The sequence below is a fragment of the Gracilibacillus sp. D59 genome, assembly GCF_052246695.1.
Classification (GTDB): Bacteria; Bacillota; Bacilli; order Bacillales; family Amphibacillaceae; genus Gracilibacillus.
On record NZ_JBQQCK010000019.1, the window covers coordinates 1 to 24983 of the forward strand.

General features: G+C 36.7%; 28 protein-coding genes and 1 tRNA gene. 6 read left to right on the forward strand and 23 right to left on the reverse strand.

Going from position 1 to position 24983, the window contains the following annotated elements; translation table 11 throughout:
- Positions 1 to 62: 62 nt before the first annotated feature.
- The 6 genes from ACTWP4_RS21340 to ACTWP4_RS21365 all read right to left on the reverse strand — a co-directional run bounded on the left by ACTWP4_RS21340 (position 63) and on the right by ACTWP4_RS21365 (position 5540).
- The gene (locus tag ACTWP4_RS21340; protein ID WP_443130806.1) at positions 63 to 554 is read right to left on the reverse strand and encodes a PTS sugar transporter subunit IIA; all 492 of its coding nucleotides are present in this window, start codon (positions 552 to 554) and stop codon (positions 63 to 65) included.
- A gap of 168 nt (positions 555 to 722) precedes the next feature.
- Entirely contained in the window at positions 723 to 1484 is a 762-nt protein-coding gene (locus ACTWP4_RS21345; RefSeq protein ID WP_443130807.1) for a sugar phosphate isomerase/epimerase family protein, read from the reverse strand.
- A 30-nt stretch (positions 1485 to 1514) separates the two neighbouring features.
- Positions 1515 to 2555, reverse strand: coding sequence for a Gfo/Idh/MocA family protein (locus ACTWP4_RS21350; RefSeq protein ID WP_443130808.1), 1041 nt, complete (start codon positions 2553 to 2555; stop codon positions 1515 to 1517).
- Between the two features lie 16 nt (positions 2556 to 2571).
- Entirely contained in the window at positions 2572 to 3540 is a 969-nt protein-coding gene (locus ACTWP4_RS21355; protein WP_443130809.1) for a sugar phosphate isomerase/epimerase family protein, read from the reverse strand.
- An 85-nt stretch (positions 3541 to 3625) separates the two neighbouring features.
- On the reverse strand, positions 3626 to 4651 hold the full coding sequence (locus ACTWP4_RS21360; protein WP_443130810.1) for a Gfo/Idh/MocA family protein: 1026 nt from the start codon (positions 4649 to 4651) through the stop codon (positions 3626 to 3628).
- A 175-nt stretch (positions 4652 to 4826) separates the two neighbouring features.
- Positions 4827 to 5540, reverse strand: coding sequence for a ThuA domain-containing protein (locus ACTWP4_RS21365; RefSeq protein ID WP_443130811.1), 714 nt, complete (start codon positions 5538 to 5540; stop codon positions 4827 to 4829).
- 235 nt (positions 5541 to 5775) lie between these two features.
- Here ACTWP4_RS21365 and ACTWP4_RS21370 point away from each other — a divergent pair, with 235 nt between their 5' ends.
- The gene (locus ACTWP4_RS21370; protein WP_443130812.1) at positions 5776 to 6540 is read left to right on the forward strand and encodes an AraC family transcriptional regulator; all 765 of its coding nucleotides are present in this window, start codon (positions 5776 to 5778) and stop codon (positions 6538 to 6540) included.
- Between the two features lie 5 nt (positions 6541 to 6545).
- On the opposite strand, the gene ACTWP4_RS21375 is transcribed toward ACTWP4_RS21370, so the two are convergent.
- From ACTWP4_RS21375 to ACTWP4_RS21400, 6 genes are all read right to left on the reverse strand, one after another.
- The gene (locus tag ACTWP4_RS21375) at positions 6546 to 7223 is read right to left on the reverse strand and encodes a response regulator (protein WP_443130813.1); all 678 of its coding nucleotides are present in this window, start codon (positions 7221 to 7223) and stop codon (positions 6546 to 6548) included.
- 203 nt (positions 7224 to 7426) lie between these two features.
- On the reverse strand, positions 7427 to 8458 hold the full coding sequence (locus ACTWP4_RS21380) for a glycosyltransferase (protein WP_443130814.1): 1032 nt from the start codon (positions 8456 to 8458) through the stop codon (positions 7427 to 7429).
- Positions 8459 to 8587: 129 nt separating this feature from the next.
- Positions 8588 to 8926: a helix-turn-helix domain-containing protein gene (locus ACTWP4_RS21385; RefSeq protein WP_443130815.1), complete on the reverse strand. Its 339-nt coding sequence runs from the start codon at positions 8924 to 8926 to the stop codon at positions 8588 to 8590.
- 62 nt (positions 8927 to 8988) lie between these two features.
- Positions 8989 to 9123 carry a hypothetical protein gene (locus ACTWP4_RS21390; protein WP_443130816.1) on the reverse strand — a complete coding sequence of 45 codons (135 nt, stop codon included), beginning with the start codon at positions 9121 to 9123 and terminating at the stop codon, positions 8989 to 8991.
- Between the two features lie 26 nt (positions 9124 to 9149).
- Positions 9150 to 10106: a glycosyltransferase family 1 protein gene (locus ACTWP4_RS21395; RefSeq protein WP_443130817.1), complete on the reverse strand. Its 957-nt coding sequence runs from the start codon at positions 10104 to 10106 to the stop codon at positions 9150 to 9152.
- A gap of 312 nt (positions 10107 to 10418) precedes the next feature.
- On the reverse strand, positions 10419 to 10862 hold the full coding sequence (locus tag ACTWP4_RS21400; protein WP_443130818.1) for a DUF5392 family protein: 444 nt from the start codon (positions 10860 to 10862) through the stop codon (positions 10419 to 10421).
- A gap of 314 nt (positions 10863 to 11176) precedes the next feature.
- On the opposite strand from ACTWP4_RS21400, the gene ACTWP4_RS21405 reads away from it, so the two are divergent.
- On the forward strand, positions 11177 to 11896 hold the full coding sequence (locus tag ACTWP4_RS21405; protein WP_443130819.1) for a metallophosphoesterase family protein: 720 nt from the start codon (positions 11177 to 11179) through the stop codon (positions 11894 to 11896).
- 82 nt (positions 11897 to 11978) lie between these two features.
- Here the strand turns inward: ACTWP4_RS21405 and ACTWP4_RS21410 are convergent, their stop codons facing one another.
- The 6 genes from ACTWP4_RS21410 to ACTWP4_RS21435 all read right to left on the reverse strand — a co-directional run bounded on the left by ACTWP4_RS21410 (position 11979) and on the right by ACTWP4_RS21435 (position 17460).
- A complete protein-coding gene (locus ACTWP4_RS21410) occupies positions 11979 to 14054 on the reverse strand; it encodes a heavy metal translocating P-type ATPase (RefSeq protein ID WP_443130820.1) in 2076 nt (691 codons plus the stop codon).
- Positions 14026 to 14376: an ArsR/SmtB family transcription factor gene (locus tag ACTWP4_RS21415; protein ID WP_443130821.1), complete on the reverse strand. Its 351-nt coding sequence runs from the start codon at positions 14374 to 14376 to the stop codon at positions 14026 to 14028. The genes ACTWP4_RS21410 and ACTWP4_RS21415 overlap by 29 nt, the downstream gene beginning before the upstream one ends.
- 241 nt (positions 14377 to 14617) lie before the next feature.
- Complete coding sequence (locus tag ACTWP4_RS21420) at positions 14618 to 15214, reverse strand: histidine phosphatase family protein (protein ID WP_443130822.1); 597 nt, start codon at positions 15212 to 15214, stop codon at positions 14618 to 14620.
- A gap of 14 nt (positions 15215 to 15228) precedes the next feature.
- On the reverse strand, positions 15229 to 15885 hold the full coding sequence (locus ACTWP4_RS21425) for an HD domain-containing protein (protein WP_443130823.1): 657 nt from the start codon (positions 15883 to 15885) through the stop codon (positions 15229 to 15231).
- Positions 15886 to 16082: 197 nt separating this feature from the next.
- The gene (gene trmL, locus ACTWP4_RS21430; protein ID WP_443130824.1) at positions 16083 to 16556 is read right to left on the reverse strand and encodes a tRNA (uridine(34)/cytosine(34)/5-carboxymethylaminomethyluridine(34)-2'-O)-methyltransferase TrmL; all 474 of its coding nucleotides are present in this window, start codon (positions 16554 to 16556) and stop codon (positions 16083 to 16085) included.
- 52 nt (positions 16557 to 16608) lie between these two features.
- The gene (locus ACTWP4_RS21435; RefSeq protein WP_443130825.1) at positions 16609 to 17460 is read right to left on the reverse strand and encodes an amidase domain-containing protein; all 852 of its coding nucleotides are present in this window, start codon (positions 17458 to 17460) and stop codon (positions 16609 to 16611) included.
- A gap of 225 nt (positions 17461 to 17685) precedes the next feature.
- Between ACTWP4_RS21435 and ACTWP4_RS21440 the strand changes: the two genes are divergently transcribed.
- Both ACTWP4_RS21440 and ACTWP4_RS21445 read left to right on the forward strand, forming a co-directional pair.
- The gene (locus ACTWP4_RS21440) at positions 17686 to 18042 is read left to right on the forward strand and encodes a hypothetical protein (protein ID WP_443130826.1); all 357 of its coding nucleotides are present in this window, start codon (positions 17686 to 17688) and stop codon (positions 18040 to 18042) included.
- Positions 18043 to 18335: 293 nt separating this feature from the next.
- Positions 18336 to 18482 (forward strand): hypothetical protein, encoded by a 147-nt coding sequence (locus tag ACTWP4_RS21445; RefSeq protein WP_443130827.1) that lies wholly within the window; start codon positions 18336 to 18338, stop codon positions 18480 to 18482.
- 22 nt (positions 18483 to 18504) lie between these two features.
- Here ACTWP4_RS21445 and ACTWP4_RS21450 read toward each other — a convergent pair whose 3' ends face one another.
- From ACTWP4_RS21450 to ACTWP4_RS21465, 4 genes are all read right to left on the reverse strand, one after another.
- Positions 18505 to 19017, reverse strand: coding sequence for a methylated-DNA--[protein]-cysteine S-methyltransferase (locus ACTWP4_RS21450; protein WP_443130828.1), 513 nt, complete (start codon positions 19015 to 19017; stop codon positions 18505 to 18507).
- Positions 19018 to 19038: 21 nt separating this feature from the next.
- Positions 19039 to 20178: a tRNA epoxyqueuosine(34) reductase QueG gene (gene queG / locus ACTWP4_RS21455; protein ID WP_443130829.1), complete on the reverse strand. Its 1140-nt coding sequence runs from the start codon at positions 20176 to 20178 to the stop codon at positions 19039 to 19041.
- A gap of 16 nt (positions 20179 to 20194) precedes the next feature.
- Positions 20195 to 21895, reverse strand: a complete 1701-nt coding sequence (locus tag ACTWP4_RS21460) for an ABC-ATPase domain-containing protein (RefSeq protein ID WP_443130830.1) — start codon at positions 21893 to 21895, stop codon at positions 20195 to 20197.
- A 193-nt stretch (positions 21896 to 22088) separates the two neighbouring features.
- A tRNA-Gly gene (locus ACTWP4_RS21465) sits at positions 22089 to 22162 on the reverse strand.
- Between the two features lie 181 nt (positions 22163 to 22343).
- Here ACTWP4_RS21465 and ACTWP4_RS21470 point away from each other — a divergent pair.
- Positions 22344 to 22478: a lmo0937 family membrane protein gene (locus tag ACTWP4_RS21470; protein WP_443130831.1), complete on the forward strand. Its 135-nt coding sequence runs from the start codon at positions 22344 to 22346 to the stop codon at positions 22476 to 22478.
- A gap of 28 nt (positions 22479 to 22506) precedes the next feature.
- Here ACTWP4_RS21470 and zupT read toward each other — a convergent pair whose 3' ends face one another.
- On the reverse strand, positions 22507 to 23313 hold the full coding sequence (gene zupT / locus ACTWP4_RS21475; protein WP_443130832.1) for a zinc transporter ZupT: 807 nt from the start codon (positions 23311 to 23313) through the stop codon (positions 22507 to 22509).
- Between the two features lie 395 nt (positions 23314 to 23708).
- On the opposite strand from zupT, the gene ACTWP4_RS21480 reads away from it, so the two are divergent.
- Positions 23709 to 24623 (forward strand): class I SAM-dependent methyltransferase, encoded by a 915-nt coding sequence (locus tag ACTWP4_RS21480; protein ID WP_443130833.1) that lies wholly within the window; start codon positions 23709 to 23711, stop codon positions 24621 to 24623.
- Positions 24624 to 24983: the final 360 nt, after the last annotated feature.

A 24983-nucleotide genomic window follows, 5' to 3' on the forward strand; every position in this document is an offset into this window, starting at 1 on the left:
TACCCATGCATTTTCGTTTACTAATCATTTAATGTATTCGACTAATTTTAATCGTAACAGGTTTATTTTTTCTCAATATGAAATAGTACATTCTCACCTGCTGCTACGGTTTGTTCACCTGCAACATTACTCATAGCAAATTCTTCACCGTTCAGCAAAATAATTGGAGTCACCGTTTTAAATCCTTCCGCTATAATGGTATCAATATCAAATATAGCTAATGGATCTCCTTTTTTTACCTTTTGGCCATTCTCTACTTGAATATCAAAACCTTTACCATCCAATTCAACTGTTTCAAGTCCCATGTGCACTAAGATCTCTGCCCCTCCTTCGGTTTTCAGGCTAATTGCGTGTTTTGTTTTAAATACATCGACCACTTCTCCGTCGACCGGTGACACAACCTGTTTATCCGTAGGTTCAATCGCTATTCCGTCCCCCATCATTTTTTGGGAAAACACTTGATCTGGCACTTGATCTAATGGTATTACTTTTCCTGTTAATGGTGCTATTAAGTCCGTGTTTGCAGCTTTTTTCTTAAATAGATTTTTTAACATTGCATAACCCCTCCATTAGCGTCATTATATAGATACTTTTACCCCAAAATAAGCCATAATAATCATTTTAAAATATTCCATCAAAATTAATCGAGCAAAACCTATCTCGCTAACGACAAATCATTTAACACAAAAATACTCCTCATTATAAAATGAGGAGTATCCTTCTTATTTATTAATAACTTTTTTCAAGTTGACAACATTCTCTTTGGCACTGTCTAGCGGGTCTCCATCAAATTGTTCCTGCTCAATTACATACCAATCAACTCCGACAGATTCTCCAGTTTCCCATAACGTTGCAATATCTAGTGATCCTTTTCCAATTTCAATACTACGTTTTTCATCATTCTCTACTGTCATATCTTTGATGTGTAAGGAGACCACAAGATCATTATATGCTTTTATCGTTTGTAACGGATCTACACCGGCATGAGTTGCCCAATAACAATCGAGTTCCATTTTCACATACTCACGATCGGTTTCTTCAAATAAGATATCAAATCCTCTTTTTCCATTACCAAGATCAAAAAACTCCATATTATGATTGTGGTAAGCAAAGGAAAAGCCTGCTTCCGCACATTTTCGACCGATCTCATTTAACTCTTCAGCTGCACGATAATATGCTCCTTCATCTGCTCGCAGTTCTTCCGGAAGGATCGGACAAATGATCAAATCATTACCAATTATTCTATTATACGTTAACGATGCCTCCAGTTGATCTCCTGTTAGACTGTCAAACGGCATATGACTGCCAGCAGCTACAAGGCCAGACTCATCCATCACTTGTTTTAATTCGTCTGCAGGTGTATCAAAGAATCCGGCAAATTGCACCGCTTCATAACCCATCTCTCCTAATTTACGTAAAGTACCTAAAAAATCTTTCGTCGTATGATCACGAACAGAATATAATTGAATAGCAATTTTCCCCATGTGTAGCACACTCCTTATCACTCTTAAATTTTATAAGTAGACAGCTTTACCTGATTCAGCCGATTGATAAAGTCCATCGATAATTTTTTGAATATTGGTTCCTTGCTTTGCAAAACGGTCTGTTACATTTCCTTCGATACAGTCTGCTACAAAGGCGTGAATTTCTGTTTGATGAGCATTGATTTCTGGTAAATAGGCTGGCGTAATATCTATTAATGTATCGTGTTTTTCCTGATACATTTTTAATGGAAAAATATCTGCTCCTCCCTTATTTCCCATTAAGGAAACCTGCATCGTATCACGCTTCTCGACATTGGCTGCAAAAGCGGATTCTAATACAAGTGATGCACCATTTGTAAAGGTAATCATTCCTACAGCCATGTCCTCTACGGTATAATTTTGGTAATCCCATTCACCTAATAAACCTACACCTTTTTTCGTTCCTAGTTGTTGATGTGTTTGACCGAGGACTACGGCTGGTTCCGGATAACCCATTAAATATAACGCCGTATCTAACATATGGACACCGATATCGATTAATGGGCCACCACCTTGTAACTCTTTGTTAGTAAATACACCCCAACCAGGAATACCTCTACGTCTGATTGCTTGCACACGACCAGAATAAATTTCACCTAATTCGCCGGCATCAATAAATCGTTTAGCTGTCTGTGTTTCAGATTGAAAACGATAATGGAAACCATACATCAACAATTTACCTGATTTAGTAGCCGCTTCTTCCATTTCTTTTGCTTCTTGTTGGTTCATTGCCGGTGGTTTTTCACATAAGACATGGCAACCTGCTTCTAAGCCAGCAATCGCTGCATCCTTATGAAATTTATTCGGTACACAAACACTCACCGCGTCTATTTCTGTTTCTGCTAACATAGTCTCATAATTATCAAATGCTGCTTCAATACCATAATCACTTGCCACCATTTTTGCCTTATCATATGCTACATCTGCCACCGCTACAATTTCTACTTGTTCGGGAACTTTTCTATATGCAGGAATATGCACATCTGTTGCAATACCTCCTGCACCAATCAGAGCAACTTTTAATTTTGTCATTAGTGACTTCCTTTCCTTACGCCCACCACATCTCTGCTGGGCTTTCTTTAATATTAACTGCTTTTAAATTATCTACAGCACGAGCAAATCCTTCATCAATCGACATTAATGGATCTTCATGTTCAATACTTACCACGTAATCGTAACCAAAAGTACGTAGTGCACTGATCATGTTAGACCAATCTTCTAAGCTGTGGCCACATCCGACAGAACGGAAATTCCATGCTCTTGTCTGAATGTTGCCATATGGTTGCATATCTGTAAGACCATACATATTGACATTATCCTGATCAATGTAGGTGTCCTTTGCATGAAAATGATGTATCGCATTTTCTTTTCCTAAAATTTTAATGGCTGCGACTGGATCTATCCCTTGCCACCATAAATGACTAGGATCTAGATTTGCACCAATCGCTGGGCTTGTTTTCTCACGAAGTTTAAGCATAGTGTATGGTGTGTGTACTAAAAATCCAGCATGTAACTCGATTCCGACTTTGACGTTATGCTTTTCTGCTAGTTCTCCGATTTCTTTCCAATACGGAACAAGCTTTTCTTCCCATTGCCATTCTAATACATCTGCATATTCCGTTGGCCAAGGTGCTACAGGCCAGTTTGGTGCTTTTGCATTTTCTTGGTCACCTGGTGTTCCCGAAAAACAGTTAACAACTGGTACTCCAGTAAGGCCCGCAAGTTCAATTGTTTTACGAAGAATTTGATCACTTTCTTCAGCAAATTTCTTATCAGGTGTTAATGGGTTTCCGTGACAGCTAAATGCACTTATAGTTAAGTCTCTTTTCTTTACCGCTTGCAAATATTGCTCGCGTTTAGCTGAATCCTCTACTAATTCATCAATTTTACAATGAGCATCACCTGGATAACCTCCAGTTCCGATTTCCACTGCATCTAAACCACTTGCTTTAACATGATCTAACATTTCTTCATAGTTTTTATCTGAAAAAAGAACAGTAAATACCCCGAGTTTCAAGACTTTCTCCTCCTTTTGTGAACAACCGTCCGTAACTAACAATCAGCTGGAGATCAAGAAAATCCCCACTGATTGAAGTCTCTTTTTATAACGATACATTTTTCTTTGTTTCGTTTGCTTCTAAAGCTGCAAGTATAATCTGTAACGATTTATATCCTTCTTCTCCATCTATTAATGGTTTTGTATCATTTCGTACACTTTCGACAAAATGATCGACTACTCCTGAAGAGGTTTGACCACCACTGTCATTTGTTTGGATTTGACCAAGCTCATAATTTACTTTTGATCCATCTGTATAGGTTGCTATTAATCCATAAGCAGGATCATCTTCGAGACGGAGCATACCTTTTTCACCATAAATGACGGTTGAATTATCCTCACCAGCTCCATATGCCCAGCTTGCTGTTAACGTACCAATAATCCCATTCTCACTACGTAAGATGGATACAGCTTGATCATCGACATCACTGTTTTCTTTTGCTGATGCCTCGACCATGGCAGCTACTTCAGTAAATTCTGTACCTAATATATAACGAATCATATCTGCCTTATGTACGCCAAGGTCACCGAGCGCCCCAATAAACGCTTCTTCTTTACGGAAAAACCAGCTTTCTTTGCCATCGATACTCCATCCTTCTGGTCCACCATGGCCAAATGTAGTACGGAAGCTGTACACTTTTCCTATCTCACCATTTGCAATTAATTGTTTTGCTTTCTCATGACTAGGTACAAAGCGTTGATTGTGTGCAATCATTAATTTTTTACCTGCTTTATTACTTGCTTCGATCATTTGTTGTGCTTCCTCTTCTGAGGTTGCCATCGGCTTTTCGCATAGGACATGTTTTCCTTGTTCTGCTGCAAAAACCGAAACTGGGGCGTGTAAATAGTTCGGTAAACAAACACTGACTAGATCTGCCTTAGAGTCTGTTATCGCTTGCTTATAATCAGTATAGGCTTTTGCATTATACTCAGATGCCGTTAATTGCGCGCGCTCCTCTTTAATATCACAAACAGCAACAATCTCAACGAAAGGATTAGCTTGATATTCTGGTAAATGACGATGAATCGCAATACTTCCACAGCCGATTACTGCAACTTTTAATTTTTCCATAGTTCATTTCTCCTTTTATGATTTTATCTCGGCGCTAACCAAGTCTTACTTTATCACGGTGCTAACCGTCTGTAAGACCCCCATTTCATGCTTCAAGTAATTTTAGGGACATCAGACGCTAACACCCTGATAAGTTTCGCTAAAGTGGAGGTCAAAACCCTCACTGATCATAGTCTCACTTTATCTCTTCTAGTGGTTGAGCATTACCGTAACTGGAAAATTCCCTTGTTGTCGGTTTAGCCCATCTCACTGCATTTTGAATCACTTTTTGGACATCTTTATGATAATACGTTGGATATGCTTCATGACCTGGACGGAAATAAAACACCTTTCCGTGACCTCTACGATATGTACAACCGGAACGGAACACTTCGCCACCTTCAAACCAACTAACAAGCACTAACTCATCAGGTGCTGGAATATCAAAATGTTCGCCATACATTTCTTCTTTTTCAATTTCAATGTATTCTCCAATACCTTCTACAATTGGATGTGATGGATTAATTACCCACATTCTTTCCTTCTCATCTGCTTCACGCCATTTCAAGTCACAACCTGTTCCCATTAATTTCTGGAATATTTTTGAGAAATGCCCGGAATGAAGTACAATTAAACCCATTCCTTCCAAAACACGCTGATGAACTTTATCAACTATTTCATCCGCTACCTCATGGTGAGCTAAATGTCCCCACCACAGCATGACATCTGTTTTTGCCAATTTTTCATCAGTTATTCCGTGATCTTGCTCGTCTAGTGTAGCGGTTTCAACATGAATATCATCTGTTTCCAAAAATTCTTTTATCGCTTCATGGATCCCTTTTGGATAAATTTTTGCTACTTCTTCATCTTGTTGTTCATGTCTGTATTCGTTCCATATTAAAACGTTCATTATGCTCCTCCTCCACATTTCGTATTTGCGCAAATAATAGGGGTTAACAACCATAATTATTATCTAGGAGAATCATTTAATTTAAATTTGTTACCCTTTTCATTTGCAATATAAGTTATCTATTATAATAAATGATGATATACAACTTGAACATAAATGATATAATCAAAACATGAACTATTTTGCTATTAATCATAATTTTATTGTATTTATTTTAAAGATGGGGGATTTTCTTATGAAGATTGGTTTTTGTGGTTATGCTTATCATAATTATCGTTACCACACGTCACATCAATCGCGTTATGCGTCATATTTATTTAGGCTTCAAACAGAAGGACAGGCAAAGGTGAAAGTGAATGAAGATACACGAGTAGTAGAGAAAGGCGATCTGTTGATTATCAAACCGGGTGAGAATTATGTGTTGTATGTCGAGGAAGGACAACAAAGTGGTGACTTTCATTTATATTGTGAAGGTGAATGGATTGACGAACGCTTTAAGGATGCTCCAACCTTTGCAAAGATCACACTTGATGAAGCTGTATTGGATTTCTGGCATCATCTTATCATTGAAGAAAGAAGACCCAAAAAAGAAAGAAATAGTGAACTTACCTTTTATTTGGTTAGTGCCCTTTGCGTTTCTTTACAAAGAGCTATTGATAAAAGATCACATGAAATATATCGGCCATATGTTGTAACGAAGATGATGCGCTTCATTGAAGAAAACGCGACAAAACAAGGCTTCAAGGTTGAAGACATTGCCAATCATTGCAATTTAAGTGTCTCAAGATGTGTGCACCTATTTAAAGAACATGTGAATCAAACATTAATCGAGTACGCTCAATCAATTCGAATATCTGCAGCGATAAACCAAATGAAATATACAACGATGACACTCGAAAATATTGCACAAAATTGTGGATTCGGTTCTTACTCTTATTTTCATCGCGTTTTCAAGAAGAATTACAACGTTTCTCCAAGAGCCTACCGTGAAAAAATGTAGGACTATCAACCGGTCATATCAGATAGTATTTGCAAGAGCTCCACACGACTTTTGATTTGGAGCTTTTTATATATAAGTGATAAATAATTTTTTACCGTACCTTCACTAATTCCTAATTTTTCAGCAATCATTCGGTTTGTCCAGCCTTTTTTCATTAGTTGAATAATTTGTAATTCTCTGTTATTCAAATCCTTATGTTGATTAAATTGTTCTTTTATAAAATGCAACGAACTCTCCCGTTCGATTCTTAGTAAAGATTCTAAACGCTGGGAGAAATATTGAACTAGTTTTTGTGGTGCAACAAACTTGCCATCAATAATAAAGCGAAGTGTATCTTTAAATTCATCAAGTCCTGAACTTTTTAATATGTATCCATCAGCTGATGCAGATAATACCGTTTCAATCGATTCTTCGTCATCATATGCAGATAATAAAACTACTTTAATGTTTGGGTACAATTCTTTTAACTGCTTGGCACATTCTAAACCATTCATAACTGGCATATGAATATCTAACAATATTAAATAGGGACGAACTTCCTTCTCTTTTATAAAATTGATGACTTCTTGTCCATTTTTCAACGTTCCAATCACCTGGAACTCATCCATGTCTTCTACAAAATTCGTAATCATATCACGAAAAAGTGTTTGTGATTCTGCCACAACTACCGTATGCTTTGTCATACTATTTTCCTCCTCCTATTTACTAATTTATTTATAATTTCGAACACTGATATTACTATTATTCCTACCATGTTTTTATTATAACGTATTTTTTATTCGTTTTAAAGAACATTTTGGTTTAAATTAACTATTTTTTCAATAAAATTGTCCATTACTCGTTAAAATTTGGGATTATCCCCGTCAAATGGACTAATTATCCAATGTTATATCTTTTTTATCGATTTTATCGCTTGTACGATATTACACCATCCTTTTGGTAATATATGGTTGTGATCGAATGATTCATTTTTCATATCAATAATAGGCTTCTGTAATGTTATTGCTTCAAAATAGATGGAAGAGTGCTTTTCCCATTCAACATAGACATCTGCTGTTTCCAAATATTGAAAAACATTTGCTATATCACCAATAAACACCACATGATCCTCTAGTTGATGAGTTTTAAGCTCTTCACGTATTATCGTTTCATTTTGGTTATCACCATAAAAATACCACCTGAAAGGGGTGTTCTGTTTAACCAAGTATATGGACATACGAATAAATTCTTCGATATGCTTCTTATTTTGAAGATTATTTGCCGATAAAATAGATAAGCAACGCGGATGATACCTTTTTGCATCTAATAACTGCAAAACACGGTAGAGTGATTCATGATAGTAAGGATCCGCGTAGTACTTTACCTGAAGATTATTTGCCTTTAACTCACGATACATCGATTTTGAAGCGGTGTATATGAAATCCTGTTGACTTAATTGCTCAACAATAGGTGCTGCAACCTGTTGAAACTGTCTGACAGGAAAATAGTAGATTTTCTTCTCGGCTTTCACTTTGTCTCTTAAGTAAAAGGATGGAATACCAGCAGAAAGACTAATAGCCTCATCATAATGGATATGACTTTTTGGTACTCCCCTGCTTATATATTGCCAATACAACCGGACTATTGTTGGATAATTGTAATATGCTTTTCTTATATGCAATGGCACCGGCCGAGATTTCATCGAAAAACGCCATCCCCTAGGGAAGTGGGTATCTTTTCTTGCAGAGGAAATTATATGACTAATTGGTAGCAATATATGGATATGCTTATTAAGTTGTTGTAAAAATAGGGAATCGTAATTTAATAATTTGAGATAAGTGTCAGCATCAGGATCAAGCTGACGATGGATAAGGTGTAATTGATGTTCAATTGATAATCCAGGATCTAATGAATCCATTACAAATAACACTTTTTTCATGAACATTCCTTCTTTCCATCCATTTTTCGTTGTAACTAATTGCTTTTGATGATTCCTTTAGACTCGTCACACATATTAAGCAATCTATTCATTAATATTAGCTATATAGTATATAAAAACTCTCTGTTCTTATTTCTGTGCGTCCTTATGGTTCTTCCATTTAATGAATTCAAAGACGATTCGATATTCATCAAAATTTGGTTTTGTTATCCCTAAGGATTTTAGATTATTTATAAAATCCAGCCATTCTTTATCATTTGTAAAAGTTTGACCTTCTTCTCCTAGTAGCGTCACCACTTCTACACCTAATACTTCTGCTAATTTTTCAACGATTTGTATCGAGGGATTATCATTTAAATTGCGTTCGATATTACTCAAATAAGATTTAGACACATCTGCTCTTTCCGCTAATTCTGATAAAGTTAAATTTTTCTTTTTCCTAATTCGATTTATATTTGTCCCTATCATTTTACAAACCTCAAATCCTATCAATATTCTATTTTTTTGATTATGTAAGACAGTAACCTAACTTATATGCCATCATCCCTAAGTTGCAAATACTTTTGCTCTGTTAATTGAGCTACTTCTTTGACGTGATAGCCCTTTTTTTCTAACACTTCGGGTGCAACTGGATTTCGATATTTTTGGTCATAGGCATCATACATAGCATCCAACCATTCTCGCTTATTATCTAGGGAATGAATTGAATTAATCCTGCTCCCAAATCAATTTCTTTGGATATTGAGTCAGAGGTAATAATCGGTAACCCTGTGACTTGGGCTTCTAATAATGTAAGGGGAAAGCTTTCATGCTGAGATGGGAACACAAGCAGATCAAAAACCTGTTTCCATTTCTTAATATCTTCTTTGACGCCTAATAGAATAACATGATCTTGTATGTGATACTGCTTTATTTTCGCTTCAATTTGCGCCCTTAATGGTCCATCACCGACTAAAATCAATTTCGATTGAGGTATCCTCCTGCGAAAACCAACAAATAATTCTATTAAATAGTCATGATTTTTTTGTGGTGTAAATCTACCAACATGTCCAATTACAAATTCTTTATCGATTATATTTAATTCTTTTCGCCCTTGTTCTCTACGCGAATGTGAATAGCAAAAGCGTTCTAATTCGATTCCATTAAACATAATTTCTGCTTGTTTAGCTTTCCTTTTGAACAACCATTCTGCAGCTTCTGTTGAACAAGCAAAATAATCGGTAGCATATATAGGAATTATAAAACCAGCAATTTCTTTAAACAGCTCCCTTTTTTCTGTTCTGATACTTTTTGTACTGTGACTGTGAGCTATTCTTACAGGTATTCCTGCTCTTTTTGCTGCTTTCAGAGGAAAGACACTCATTTGATCTATATGTGAATGCATAATAATATAAAACCTGTGCCCCTTAAAAAAGTGGCGTAATGCTTTTTGATAACCTTTAATTCCAGCTTCCTTTCTAGAAGGTATATGATAGATAAGACCACCTAACTGACGTATTTCCTCGTTATAATCCCCTTCCTCACATGTTAAAAAATCAAATTGTATTTTACTTCGATCTAAATTACGGTAAACATTCATTATCATAGTTCCTATTTCACTATGACTCATGCTATCTACAACATGCAGAATTCTTAATGCACTTTCCACTTTTTGTACCTCCAATTTCGAATCTTGCACTTCATTATAACGAACAGACGAGTGTATGTGTTTATTAAAGAGCCTGTAGACAAAGACAATACTGATGTAATCATTACTTTATGTCTGTTCAATTACAGCTCTGTCATTTCACCTATTCTTTATAAAGAACACAAATACATATTCTCATGATTTAAAAAGGTTGTCAACTGTAATTTCGCAGATATAAGATAGTTATGAGTGAGTGCAAGATACGCTTCGGCAAAATAATTCTCTTTTCAAAAAAATAAACTCTGTTTCAATATAAAACAGAGTTTTTAAATCTTATTCTTCCATCATTTTTCTTCTGTCATTTTCTTCTGTTAAGAAATTAATGAATGTTTGTATCCCCATTTTAGGTTGTGACTTTATTAGAGAAATATAATCCTTCTTCTTGAGCTCATTCATGACGTTACTTTTCTCAATTCTAGTTACGATATGTTCCATCTCTAATTCCCTAATTTTCTTTTTAATGTGCTTTGATTCCTTATATAGCGCCATACCAACGGCTGCCATTAATGCACAGACGACCGCAACAGCTACCATACCATTGGAGAATCCATCAAAGAACAAGAAAAAGAATAAGTTGAAAATTGAAATAAATAACAAGGGAACAGCAAACATCATATATTTAGCATTCTTTTTTATTAAAGGATTTATTTTATGAAATAATTTTTCTAATTCGGTCTTCATAAATGTAGGTATGCCATTCGTAAAAAATGAAACCATATTGATAACCTCCTTTATAGAGTTATTCCCAATTTTATAAAACGAAAACCTACATCGTTGGCCAAGGAAATATTGAGATTATCTTTATACTAATCATTATATGTTTCAAACCTTTAGAACGTCAAAATCTTTGCTTTATCAAAAGAATCTATTTTATCATAAAGTGAGACTTCCATCAGTGGGGGTTTTTAACCCTGATGGTTAGTAAAACTTATCAGGGTGTTAGCGTCCGTTATCACCCCTTATTTATTTAAAAACTTGAAGTGGTGGGGTTTACAGACGATTAGCACCGTGATAGATCTGAGGTGATAAAAATGAGATTCGCTTTTATTTCTGACATTCACGGAAATGCCGTAGCTTTGGAAGAAGTCTTGGATGATATCGAAAGAAAACAAGTTGATCGTATTGCTGTACTTGGTGACATCGCGTATCGTGGACCCGAACCATCCAAATCGATAAACTTAATTCGTGGTTTAAACACAGATGTTATCAAAGGCAATGCTGATCAATGGATCGTTAGAGGTGTCCGGGAAGGAGAAGTTCCTCAGCAAGCCTTTGACACAATGGAACAGGAACAGCAATGGGTAAAAAATCAACTAAATGATGAGCAAATTTCCTATTTAGAATCACTGCCAACAGAATTAACGTTAGAGGAAGAAGGAGTCCGCATTCATGCCTTCCATGCAACACCTGACAGTTTATTTGATGTCGTCTTACCAAATGTAACGGACAATGATTTGTTAGCAAAATTAACGACAAAAGAAGAGGCAAACCTTTATTTATACGGTCATATTCACAAAGCATATGAACGGACAATAGAAGGCAAAACCATTGTTAATTTAGGGAGTGTTGGTCTACCTTTTGACGGGATTGCGAAAGCATCCTATGTGATCGTTGATATTGTTGGTGGACAGGTGCAAACAAGTCATGTGCGTGTTCCATATGATCTTGAAAAGGTGTGCCAGCAATATCAAGATTTTGACTATCCAAATATAGAAAAAATGCAAAACATTATTCGTTCTGGTCGGAACTAATTTTGAAATTATGTAAAACTTGTGGTGATATATTGATGCCTGTTCACGAGATTATCTTGTGAACAGGCTAATTTGCGGAACATTATTTATCATTTTTGCGGATTAACCGTAAAGCATTTAAAACGACTAGCAAAGTCGCTCCCATATCTGCAAATATGGCTAGCCACAATGTTAACCACCCTGGAATCACTAGTAACAAGGCAACCACTTTTATTAATAAAGCTAATCCTATGTTTTCTTTTATAATGCGTAATGTCCGCTTGCTTAAGTGCATCGAATCATGAATTTTCGAAATATCGTCGCCCATTAACGCAATATCCGCTGTTTCTAAGGCAACATCCGTCCCTGCTCCACCCATGGCAATACCAACATTTGCTTCAGCTAATGCAGGTGCATCATTAATTCCGTCACCAACCATCGCAACACGGTGAGACTGCTTTAACTGCTTAATAAATGATAGTTTTTCTTCCGGAAAAAGTTCTGCCTTTACCTCAGATACACCTGTTTCTTTTCCAATTTGTTCTGCGACATTGGATACATCACCTGTCAGCATCACCGTTTTGCTTACACCTAATTGATGGAGGTTTGCAATCTGTTGTCTGATACCAGGCCGAGGTTGGTCTTCTATAGTTAGATAACCTATTAGTTTATCCTCTGTTCCGATATATAAAACCGTATTTCCTGACACAGAAGGTAGCTCAATTCCATCAAAAAGTCTGGCATTACCAATTTGATAATTTATTCCATGAATCTTAGCTGTAATCCCTTTTCCGGTAATCGATTGAAATTGTATTGCTTCAGGTAACGTTAAGTCTTTTGTTTTTTTATGAATGGCACGTGCTATCGGATGTTCGGAATAGGCTTCCAATGCCCCTGCTATTTGCAGAAGTTCTTCTTCGGTACCATGAATAGCTTTTACTTCGGTAACAACAGGTTTACCAAGTGTAATGGTACCTGTTTTATCAAAAGCGACAGTATCAATATTTGCCAGTTGTTCTAAATGTATACCACCTTTGATCAGCACACCATTTCGCGCTGCATTGCCAATCGCTGTCACAATCGCAACTGGAGTCGAGATAACCAGTGCACATGGACAACCAACAACTAATACAGCTAAGCCATTATAAATCCACGTCTGCCAGTCCGCACCAAAAATAGGTGGAATAACGATGACAAGGAAAGCCAATACCATAATAGCGGGGGTGTAATATTTAGCAAAACGATCGACAAATTGCTGTGTTGGTGCTTTTTCTGCTTGTGCTTCTTCGACTAAATGAATAATTTTAGCAATCGTTGTATCCTCGCTTGATTTGGTTACTTCGACAACTAATGCTCCTTCTTCATTAAACGAACCTGCAAAGACTTCGGCCCCTTCTTCTTTTTCAACCGCAACAGATTCACCGGTAATCGCTGCTTGATTAACAGACGACATTCCTTCTTTAACAATGCCATCCATGGCAATCTTTTCTCCTGGTTTGACGATCATTGTATCACCGATTTGTACATCTTCTACATCTATTTCTATCAATTGTTTCCCACGCTTAATGGTCGCACGATTAGGAGCAACTTCCATTAACGATTGGATCGAATTACGGGCTTTATCCATTGAATAACTTTCCAAAGCCTCACTTAATGCAAATAGAAAGACAACCACAGCTGCTTCTGCCCATTCACCAATAATTGCTGCTCCTATCACGGCGATTGTCATTAACGTTTTCATATCGAATTGTAATTTAATCAGGTTTTTACTTCCAGCTTTTATCAGATCATATCCGCCTATTGCAATCGCAAGTAAAAAAGTCCCGATTGTAAAAGCATGATGTTCTCCTAATTGAAAGAAAAAGACATACCCAATAATGACAAGTAATAATGCAAGCATCGTTAACTGATTTTCTCTTTTCTGGTAAAAAGGAATGATTGGAGCTTTCTTTTTTTCCGGATACACTTTGATATGATCGAATGCACCAGCTTGTTCCAACTGTTCAATGGTAGCCTTACCATGCACTGTTAACTTAGCTGCGGAAAAATTTAAATCTACATCCTCGACACTGTCAATTTTTCTAATATTTTTTTCAAATGTAGCAGCACAATTCGTACATGATAAACCTTGTAGTCGAAAGACTTGTTTCTCAGCCAATTTGTACACCTTCTTCCGCATGTGTTTTAGCAATAGTTACAAGTTGACGCACATGGTCATCCTTTAATGAATAAAAGACAAGCTTTCCTTCCTTGCGATATTTCGCTAATCCCATATTGCGAAGCATGCGTAAGTGATGGGATGCGGTTGCAGTTGAAGATCCGATAATATTAGCCACATCACAAACACATAATTCTTTTTCTAATGTTAAGGCATATGTGATTTTTAATCGTGTTGCATCGGACAATGCTTTAAAAATCAATTCGACACCTGTAAGCTTTTCTATTTCGGGCTGTACACGTGTTACAACCGCTTCATCATAACAATATGTTTCACATTTCATCGAAACACCTCATTCAAATATTCATTTGATTATTTGAATATAGTATATAATAAAAAAGGAAAAATGTCACTACTATCAAAAAAGAACTTTCTAATAATTAACTTCAGACATTTCTATTCGACGTTCGCTTCCTTTTTGAGGCTCCTGACGTCGTTTAGATCACTTCTATTCGACGCAAGCAGCCAATGAAAAGCTATAAAGCTACTTTAAGCATTATTATTTTCATCGACCTCTATGTTATCTATACAGTACCTTTTTTACTAAACGCTGAAAGATGACCTGTCTGATTATAGCTTTTTATTTTCCAGGATTCTTCTTCTAACCATTCAATATGATTAATACAACCATTAACAAGCTTAGTCTTTCCTGAACCGATTTTTCCGTCTGAAAAATGGGTTAAAATTGCATTGATCACAGCACCATGAGCAACAAGTAATACTTTTTTTCCTTTATGTAACTTATGAATTTTACGTATTCCTTCGACAAGACGCTCCGTAAGTGCTTCAAAACTTTCCTGATTAGGATAGATCCCATCCGGGAAGACTTGCAAACGTTCCGTTACTGTCATTCCTTCTGCATCACCAAAGCCTCTTTCACAAAAATCCTCCATTTCTGTTAAAGGCAGATCGAGATATTTATTAATGATTGTTGCTGTTTCTTTTGCTCGCAGTAAAGGGCTGGTTATCATCAAGTCCCATTCGGAATCTTGTAAGTAACGTCCACATTCATCTGCTTGTGAGCGCCCATTATTATTTAATGGGATGTCTGTTTGCCCTTGAATTTTCCCTAGTGCGTTCCAATCTGTTTCCCCATGTCTTACAAAACATATCGATGTCAAGCTAACCCTCTCCTTTATTTAGGTTTTGTATCTTCCCCGACTTCTAGATAAAATACTTCCAGAAATTGTTCCATAAACTGATGTCGCTCTTGAGCTAATTGATAACCTGCACGCGTATTCATTAAATCTTTTAATTTTAACAATTTTTCATAGAAATGGTGAATCGCACTTGATTTACCTTTACGATATTCGTCAATACTCATTTCTTCTCGTACTTCTAAATCCGGATTATACATAGGCTGACCTTTTTTTCCAGCATAAACAAAGCACCTTGCAATGCCAACCGCACCAATCGCATCTAATCTGTCAGCATCCTGTACAACTTGTCCTTCTATTGTTTCTAGCTTCTTTCCGTTACCACCTTTAAATGACATATTCTTTATGATAGATAAAATATGCCTCACGTCTTGTTTTTCTACACCATGTTGCCCAAGCCATTCCTGAATTGCTTTCAAACCGATCTCTTCACTTTCTACTACCTTATCATCTGCTAAATCATGTAATAGCGCTGCTAGTGTCACAACAAATAGATTAGCGTTTTCTTGATCGGCTAGTTTTTTAGCTGTAGTGGTCACGCGTTCAATATGGTACCAATCATGGCCCGATCCCTCACCCAATAATTTCTCACGCACCATGTCTTCTGTTTTTTTAATTACTGTTGTCTGCTCCATTTCATCACCTTCATTCGTTAAAGTAAGACTTTGATCAGTGGAGGTTTTTGACCCCCACTGATCATTAGCGAAACTTATCAGGGTGGTAGCGTCTTTTACCCCCACTTAGCTTCTTTGTGTTACTAGAAGCTCGAAGTGAGGGCTTACAGACGATTACCACCGTGATAAATCAAAAAACCACAACAATTATGCTGTGGTTAATCTAGGCCTGGAAAGCCTTGTTGTTTTAAGACATCATAGACGATAATCGCTGCAGTATTAGATAAATTCAAGGAACGAACTTTATCTGTCATATGAATACGCAGGCAACGATCTTCTTTACCTGCTAATAGTTCTTTCGGAATGCCATTGGTTTCACGACCAAAAACGAAAAACAAATCTTTCTCACTGTCGCTAAAGTCAAAGTCTGAATAATATTTCGTACCAAAGTTTTCGATATAATAAAACTCACCTTTTGGAAATGTTTCATATAACTCATCCAATGAATCATAATAATTAATCGAAACATCATGCCAATAGTCTAATCCTGCACGACGTAACATTTTATCATCAGTAGAAAAACCGAGTGGTCTTATTAAGTGTAAATGAACATTTGTTGCTAGACAAGTTCTAGCGATATTTCCCGTATTTGCTGGGATTTCTGGTTGATATAGAACGACATGGACTGCCAATGTATTTTCACCTCGAATATTGCTTATTAACCCTAGTTATTATACCATAATCTTAATCTTTTGCACGATCTTCCTCTCCTATTCGAAAAAAACGATAATTACAATCCGGTGTCCATGCTGCTGAATCTTCATAGGTCCAATATCGATGGCGGCTATTATTCGTATGGGCATTTACTAGCGGCATGTTCTGACTATCTTTTGCCACAACAATAGTAGTATGATCCCATCTGCCATCTCCTTGAAAATCATAGCAAATTACATCACCTAGTAATAGATTTTTCGGATCACTTAACTCTGTTCCCTTTAACCCTGATGTTGCTCCACTTAAATACCACCTAAACGCGTTAGCTACCGACCAGCTGTAACTCCAATTATTATTCTGATACCACCAGCCCTTAGAACGATTCGGGGCACCATTCATCGGAGCTCCTCCTGCTCGTAAACATTGCGAAATATAGTTGGTACAATCATTATCTTCAAAAAAATGATAGGCAGGATTGGCATCATTCCACCATCGTTCTGCATATTGAACCGCTGCTCTCCTATCATATGCAAAACGAACCTGATTTTGATCAACCTCTACTTTCTCTTGATTTAGCACAGTCTGAAATGAAATTTCTTTATCTTCTATTAATTCATTATTTTTTATAGTTGCAATACGATTTTCTACCACTTCTTCATGGTAAAAATCTTCGTGATCCTGAATAAATAGTTTTATATACAATTGATACGCTACCTCTGACCGATCGTTAGCTGTCTTTGTATCCTGTTTTTTTCCTATTATATCTATATGATTAATACTTTTACCATTTTTCCTATGAAGCTGTTGCTTTTTGCGAAGAGAATGCTCATTCTTATCCCAGTTATCTTCCCAATGACTTTTAATTAACTTCCATTCTGACAACACAATCCCCTCCCTTTTTCCATATATATTCATAAGATTTGCAATTAGTCTTGATTAACATGATCTGATTAAGTTTACAATTTTGTTTCGTTATATCATAAAATTTTCAAATCTATTACTATATTTAAGGAAGATTAACATTATATTAAATAGGCTTTTTTTATGATTAATTGGTTTACTACCTGGGAATAAGATTTGTGAACATACAAGAAGGAGGAATTAAACATGAAGAAAAAAATATTATCATTGATTGGAATTTCTGTACTGACAGTTGGTGGTCTAGCAGCTTGTAACGAGGAGGAAAGTCCAGATCCAGCAGAAGATACGCCAATGGAAGAACAAGCTCCGGCTGAGGAAGAGACACCTACGCCAGAAGAAGAGCCTGCTACTGGTGATGAGGCTCCAGCTCCAGAGGAAGATCCAGCTACCGGTGATGAAGCTCCTTCTGAAGATGCACCTGCAGACGAAGGCGCAACCGAAGAAGGTAATCAAGACAGTACTGGTACAGAAGGTACAGAAGAAAATAGTCAAGACGATACCCAAGCAAACACAGAAATGGAAAGCGATGTTGGGCTAGAGTAATAGTAAATAGAGGTAAGCGAGCTACTCGCTTACCTTTTTTTATGGAAATTATAAAATTTGACTATGTGGATAAATATGGTTGTGTTGAGCCACGTCCACGAAGCGTCCTTATGCCCTTGGGTGAAAGTCATCATTGGTTCTCTTTTCTCAGTGATTCCTTTTCTTAACGGGCACTTGCGCTTTTTTTTATGTTAACCTCATGTAAATAATATAAATTTTAGTTAATAAATGGAATTTTTAGTTGTAATTATCCATATTGATTTTTAGAATGGAAATTGAAGGAGGGATAATTGATGAAAAACAAATGGCTTTCTCTATTTGCTGTTGCTTTCTTAGCATTTGGCGCACTTACTGCATGTGCTGGAGAAGAGGAAAGTGACACTGAAGACCAAACGGAAAAAACTACAACTGAGACATCTGATGAAGAAGCAACAGAATAAAACATATAAAGGCGGAAGCATATTAAGCTTCCGCCTTTTCTAGTGCTAATAAATATTCTTTTTTATCTAGCCCTCCGCCATAGCCAACCAACTTGCCATTTTTTCCAATAACACGATGGCAAGGAACAATGATGGAAATGGGGTTCTTATTATTAGCACCTCCAACAGCACGTACTGCTTTCGGTGAATCAATGTGATGAGCAATATCCAAATAAGAGCAAGTTTTGCCATACTCTACTTCAGCTAACGCTTGCCAAACCTTTTGCTGAAAAGGTGTACCATAAAACTTATATGGTATGGAAAACGTCTTTCGCTCTCCATTAAAGTATTGATCTAATTGGTAAATCGTCTCTTGTAATGGCTCTATTGCTTCCGTTAATGAAGTTGGGAGTGAATGTTTTTCTGCCCATGCTGTAATCTCTTTTTCATTCTCCTGAATCGTACCAAATTTAATTAGAATAAGATCTTGATCATAACTTACAAGTAAAATAGTGCCAAGTGGTGAATCATATGGATAATAGACCAGCGTATTCATTATAGAACCTCCCACTGTATATTATTTTGAAACAGCTTCAAATTGTAAACCTTTTTCCATTTCTGCGATAACTTCCGGATCTTTTTCTCGCTCCATTGCTTGTTCAATAGCTCGGAACCCTCGCTCTTCGCCAATTTTGCCAATTGCCCATGCTGCTGTTCCACGGATGACTGGACGTGGATCATCGTTCATCAATTCGATTAACTTATCAACCGCCGAAGCTTCCTTATAGTGGGCTAAGGCGAGAATTGCATTACGTTGGAGTGGTTTTTTACCACGCCATGAACCAGCCATTTTCCCAAATTTATCTTTGAATTCACGGTTGGAAACGGATAACAAATCAACAAGTCGCGGTTTTACCAGTTCAGGATCAGGCTCAAATTCTTCGTGATTATGAAAATCTACTCCTTTGTTATACGGGCAGACGACCTGACAAGTTTCATATCCATAGATGTAATTTCCCAGTTTCGTACGATGATCTTCTGGCATAAAATCTTTTGTCTGAGTGAGAAATGCGAGACATTGCTGTGCATTTAATCTTCCCGGTTCAACAAGCGCTCCAGTTGGACAAGCGTCAATGCATTTCGTGCAAGTCCCACATCCATCTTCAAGCGGTTGATCAGCTGAAAAAGGAATATTAGTAATCATTTCTCCTAGATACATATAAGATCCGTATTCTGGAGAAATGATTAATGTATTACTACCACTAAAACCAATGCCAGCACGTTCTGCAACAGCTCGGTCAGATAACTCTCCCGTGTCCACCATCGAACTGTATTGAAAGCCGGGCACTTTTTCCTGTAAAAAAGACGCGAGCTTATCTAATTTTTCTTTTAAAACAATATGATAATCTGTTCCCCACGATGCACGGGCAAAGAAACCGCGACGATCTCCTTTGACACTTTTAGGCTCGTCTTTAATTTTTGTCGGATAGGCAAGTGCAATAGCGATGATCGATTCTGCACCTTGCATTAGTCGTTCCGGTTCCGTTCTTTCTTCATTGGTTCCTTTTTCAAAACCAGAAGCATAACCTAATTCTTGCTGTTCTTCTAATCTCGATTTAAATTCAGTAAAAGGTTCTGTACTGGCAAAACCGATTTTATCAATACCAATTTCTTTACTATAAGCAATTAACTCTTCTTTAAGCTTTTGATATGCCATTACACTCACCTCCTTTTTATCGAACTTTTGCTGTCCTCATTCGGTTCAAGCACGCCGCTATTTCAAATCTTCTTGGCCGGGCTAGGTCACCTGGATGTTGATTTGGAAACGGAGCAAAAGCTTGTAAACCTTCTTTATCTATTAGTGTTTCCAAGTCGTCAAGCAACTCCGATAATGGTTTTGTTTGCTTTAAAACCCCTTTCGCTTCCATGAAACGTAACATTTCTGCGATGGCCTGAGTTTGCGAAGCATCGACTAACTGTTCTACATCTTGGAGCTGGATTGTTGACGTCCCCATCATAATGGTATAAAGACCTTTTGCTTGGACTTTTTTCTTTTTTCCCTTTTGTAAGTTTAGACTTTGAGGTAAAAAGACACGTTGATTCATATTAATAGTCAGTTTTTCCGTTACCGACTGACGTGATACAGGATGATTTTTCACAATTTCACGTGCTTTGTCTGTGACGCTAAATGGTTTATATTGATCCATCATGATTACTTCATCTGCCACATCAAAATAGTCACCAGAACCACCCATTACTAAGATTGTTGATACATCTAAATCATCTCGTAATTGTTTGATTTTATCGATAAATGGTGTGATCGGTTCTTTGTCCTCGTGAACAAGAGCTTGCATCCGTACATCACGAATCATAAAATTAGTCGCACTTGTATCCTCATCAATTAACAATGTTGTCGTCCCTGCCTCAATTGCTTCCACTACATTAGTTGCTTGTGAGGTACTACCACTGGCATTCTCTGTCGTAAAATTAGTCGTCGCTTGCCCATGTGGGAGATCATTAATAAAAGCTGAGATGTTGACCGAGGTCACCTGTCTGCCATCCTCCGCTCTTATTTTTACAGCGTCAGGATCAGTTAACACATATTCACGGCCATCACCGTGAATGTGATGATAAACACCGCGCTCCAATGCTTGCAGTAACGTACTTTTTCCGTGGTAGCCGCCTCCTACAATTAGGCTTATTCCTTTCTTAATTGCCATACCTGTTAAAGGATCCTCACGATGAGGCAGATTGATTTCTACTCTATTTTCTTGTGGACTTTCAAAAGGCACTGCTTTTTTTAATGGTCTATTGCTCACTCCACTTTCCCGTGGAAGTATCGCACCATCTGCAATAAACCCAATCCAATTATTTTGCTTCATTTTCTCTCTTATCGCAATATGTTGATCTGCTAGCTGGACACTCTGTTCTAATTCCTCATCCTTAATAGCAAAAATGGAGTATTTCAGAATCGAGGGCAGAATCGTAAAAAATAACTTTTCTGCTTCCTTACCATTAATACGACGCCCATTTGCCGGCAAACCAACCGATAAACAGACAATTGTTTTATCTTTTTTTAATTGAACTGCTGTTCGTTCAAGAATTTCCTGACCTGGTTGATCAATATGAATTAATCCACTTTTACCAGATCCACGCAATTGTTTGGATTCCGCTTGAATCGCTTTTGCTACCGAACGAGCCATATGATCAGCTACATATATATTTCTTTCATTTGACTGTTTCCATTCATCTTTAATCGGACGATATGCATCTGGAATCACAATACGTATTTTCGAAGGAGACGCAAATGGATCTCCTTGAACATAGTCCACACACAATTCATAACGATGGAAGGAATAACGACCTTGGATAGATTTATAGGCTTTATATCCTTTTCCATCTATATTTTGTAAGAGTTGTTGTAACTTTTTCATACTAATTACTCCTCTTATATAGTTATTCAACCTCTACAATACAAGTTATAAACGATGATTCGCAAGTGTTTTATTCATACTCTTCATTATTTCGTGGTTATTCACCGTTTTGTCAAGATACTTACTGTCGTAGCGAAACACAAAAAAACGTAATGCTTCATTAAAAACGAAACACTACGTTCAACCCTATGTATGGAGCGGGTGAAGGGAATCGAACCCTCGACATCAGCTTGGAAGGCTGGGGTTTTACCACTAAACTACACCCGCATATTAAAATGACTAACACTGTTTATTAACAGTTTATTAAATAAAATTAACGATTTCTTAACGAAACCACGTTGATTATTATAACAAGCTACTTCAAATTTTGCAACATTTTATTGAAAAAAGTTTATTATTGTCGTTAATGGGTATTGTATACGTACAATCGTTAAGAAGGAGTGACTTCATGATTTGGACAATTATAGGTATTCTACTATTAGTATGGATTATTGGCTTTTTATTTGAAGTTGCAGGTGGTCTCATTCACATTTTACTAGTAATTGCGCTAGTAGTCTTTATTGCAAAAATGATACGAAAATAGAAAAAACGGGGAACGTACCCCGTTTTTTTTATATGAACAATAATAAGCTTAACGCCATTAATGCCATCCCTGCTATAAGCCCATATATAGAAGTGTGAGCTTCATCGTATTTCTTCGCAGCGGGTAATAATTCATCCAAAGAGATAAATACCATAATTCCAGCCACTGCCGCAAAAATCATGCCAAACAACACGTCTGACAAAAAAGGCATTAAAAATAAGAAGGCAGCTAAAGCTCCGATAGGTTCAGATAAACCTGAAAGGAATGATAACTTAAATGCTTTCTTTTTGTCTCCTGTTGAAAAATAGATCGGAACTGAAACGGCAATTCCTTCTGGAATATTGTGAATGGCTATTGCAACAGCAATGGCAACCCCTAAACCAGGATCTTGTAAAGCAGCCGTAAAAGTAGCAATTCCTTCAGGAAAGTTATGAATACCAATGGCCAATGCAGTGAACGTACCCATCTTTAATAAACTTCCATCACCATTTGGATTTTTGTTCATATCCTCTACTTTTTTCAACTCATGTGGGTTACCTTGCTTCGGAATAAATTTATCAATTAATGCTATTAAAATCATACCAGCAAAAAAACCTATAACTGTTAACCAAGCCCCTGTTTTTTCCCCTAATTCTCCAACCAATGAGTCTTGTGCTTTTACAAAAATTTCCACCATAGAGACATAAATCATTACACCAGCCGAAAACCCTAATGCCCAGGACAAAAATTTCGTATTTGTATTGGATGTAAAAAATGCAAGAATACTACCAACACCTGTTGCCAAACCTGCAAGCAAAGTCAAACTAAACGCTAAGATCACTCCTTCAAACTCCATCAGCTGTCCACCTCTCCTATTCAAACAATAATAATGTGACTTCCATCAGTGAGAGTATACTTCTTCCCACTTGATGATTTGCGAAACTTATCAAGGTTAGCGTGAGTTACCCCGCTCTTAACCCTTGTGTTTTGAAGCGGGGATTATGAGCATTTGTTCACCGTGATTATAGATCTCAATTATATATATGCCCAAACATCCGAAAAGTTTCCCTTGGGAAAAATAATACACCTAACGCAAAAATTCGTCAATATTTTTATTATTCTTAAAGTGATCACAATCAAAATAATTGACAAAAAATTTCATTTATGCTATAATTTACAATTAGTTACTATTGTTTTATAATAAGATTCTCCTGGCCAGGGGAATCTTATTTTTTTGTGGGAGGAAATAATATGAAACATAATGAATCTAGTTTAACTTCCATTGTCTCTGCTTTTGGGCGAGCTTATCACAGCCAATTTGACACACCAAAAATTTTTGATGATTTTATTGCAAAAGATTTAATTTCCCAGGAAGAATTTTTAGCGATTAGTAAAAATATGATTGAAGGAATTCAATTTTTTAACCCAGATATTGCGCAAAGGCATCAAGATGATCCAGAAGAAATATTAAAATGGATTACACAAATTCAACTTTCTCCTACACCCTTAGCACGATCTGCATATTGTGAAAAAGTATTACTTAACGAAGTTAGCTTAGGATTAGCGCAGTATGTCATACTCGGAGCTGGGTTAGATACTTTCGCCTTACGTCATCCAGAATTGAAAAGTTGCTTAAATATATTTGAAATTGATTATCCAGCTACACAAGAATTCAAAAAGAAGAAGCTATCTGCCAGCAAGTTTTCTATACCGAATAACCTTCATTTTGTTTCAATGGACTTCACCACTAGTTTTTCTAATCAAGATTTAATAGATGCAGGGTTTGTAAATCAAAAAACATTCTTTAGCTTACTGGGCGTTTCCTATTATTTAACTAAAGAGGAAAATGCCAACCTACTTAATCATTTATTTGCTAATGTCCCACGGGGAAGTTCAATTGTTATTGATTATGCAGACGAGAAACTCTTTGAGGAAAGTGGAATTTCTAATAGAGTTAAAAATATGGTGAAGATGGCTTCGGCAAGTGGTGAACCTATGAAATCCAATTTCACTTATAATGAAATGGAGACTATGTTAGAAAAATCAGGATTACTTATTTATGAACACTTATCCCCAACTAAGATAAAGCAGGTTTTCTTTAGTGGACGGTCGGATTATTTGACTGCATTCGAGACCATTCATTTTATCCATGCCGTAAAACAGTAGTTTTCTATTTTCACTTGAGGTTGGGACAAATCCATTTTTTTCACTCCAAAGACGAATAATGTAATGTATTAAAATGAACATAAGAAGGTTACCTGCAGTACTCTGTTGCAAATATTGAAATGGTTGGAACTGCTAAACATCCGCTCCGGCTGCCCGCTTCGACTCCTGAGGGATCAGCGTGATCTGAAGATCCACTTTTGTAAAGTGATTTTCTTTACAAAAGTTAGCTGAAAACACGCCCCTCGGAAAACGAAATGGGCAAGTCGTAGCGGTTTTTAAGCATTTTATACATGTCAAAATTTCCACTGTCCCTATTACGTAATTGAAAAATCCGAACGATAACAATTTCTAATCGTAGAA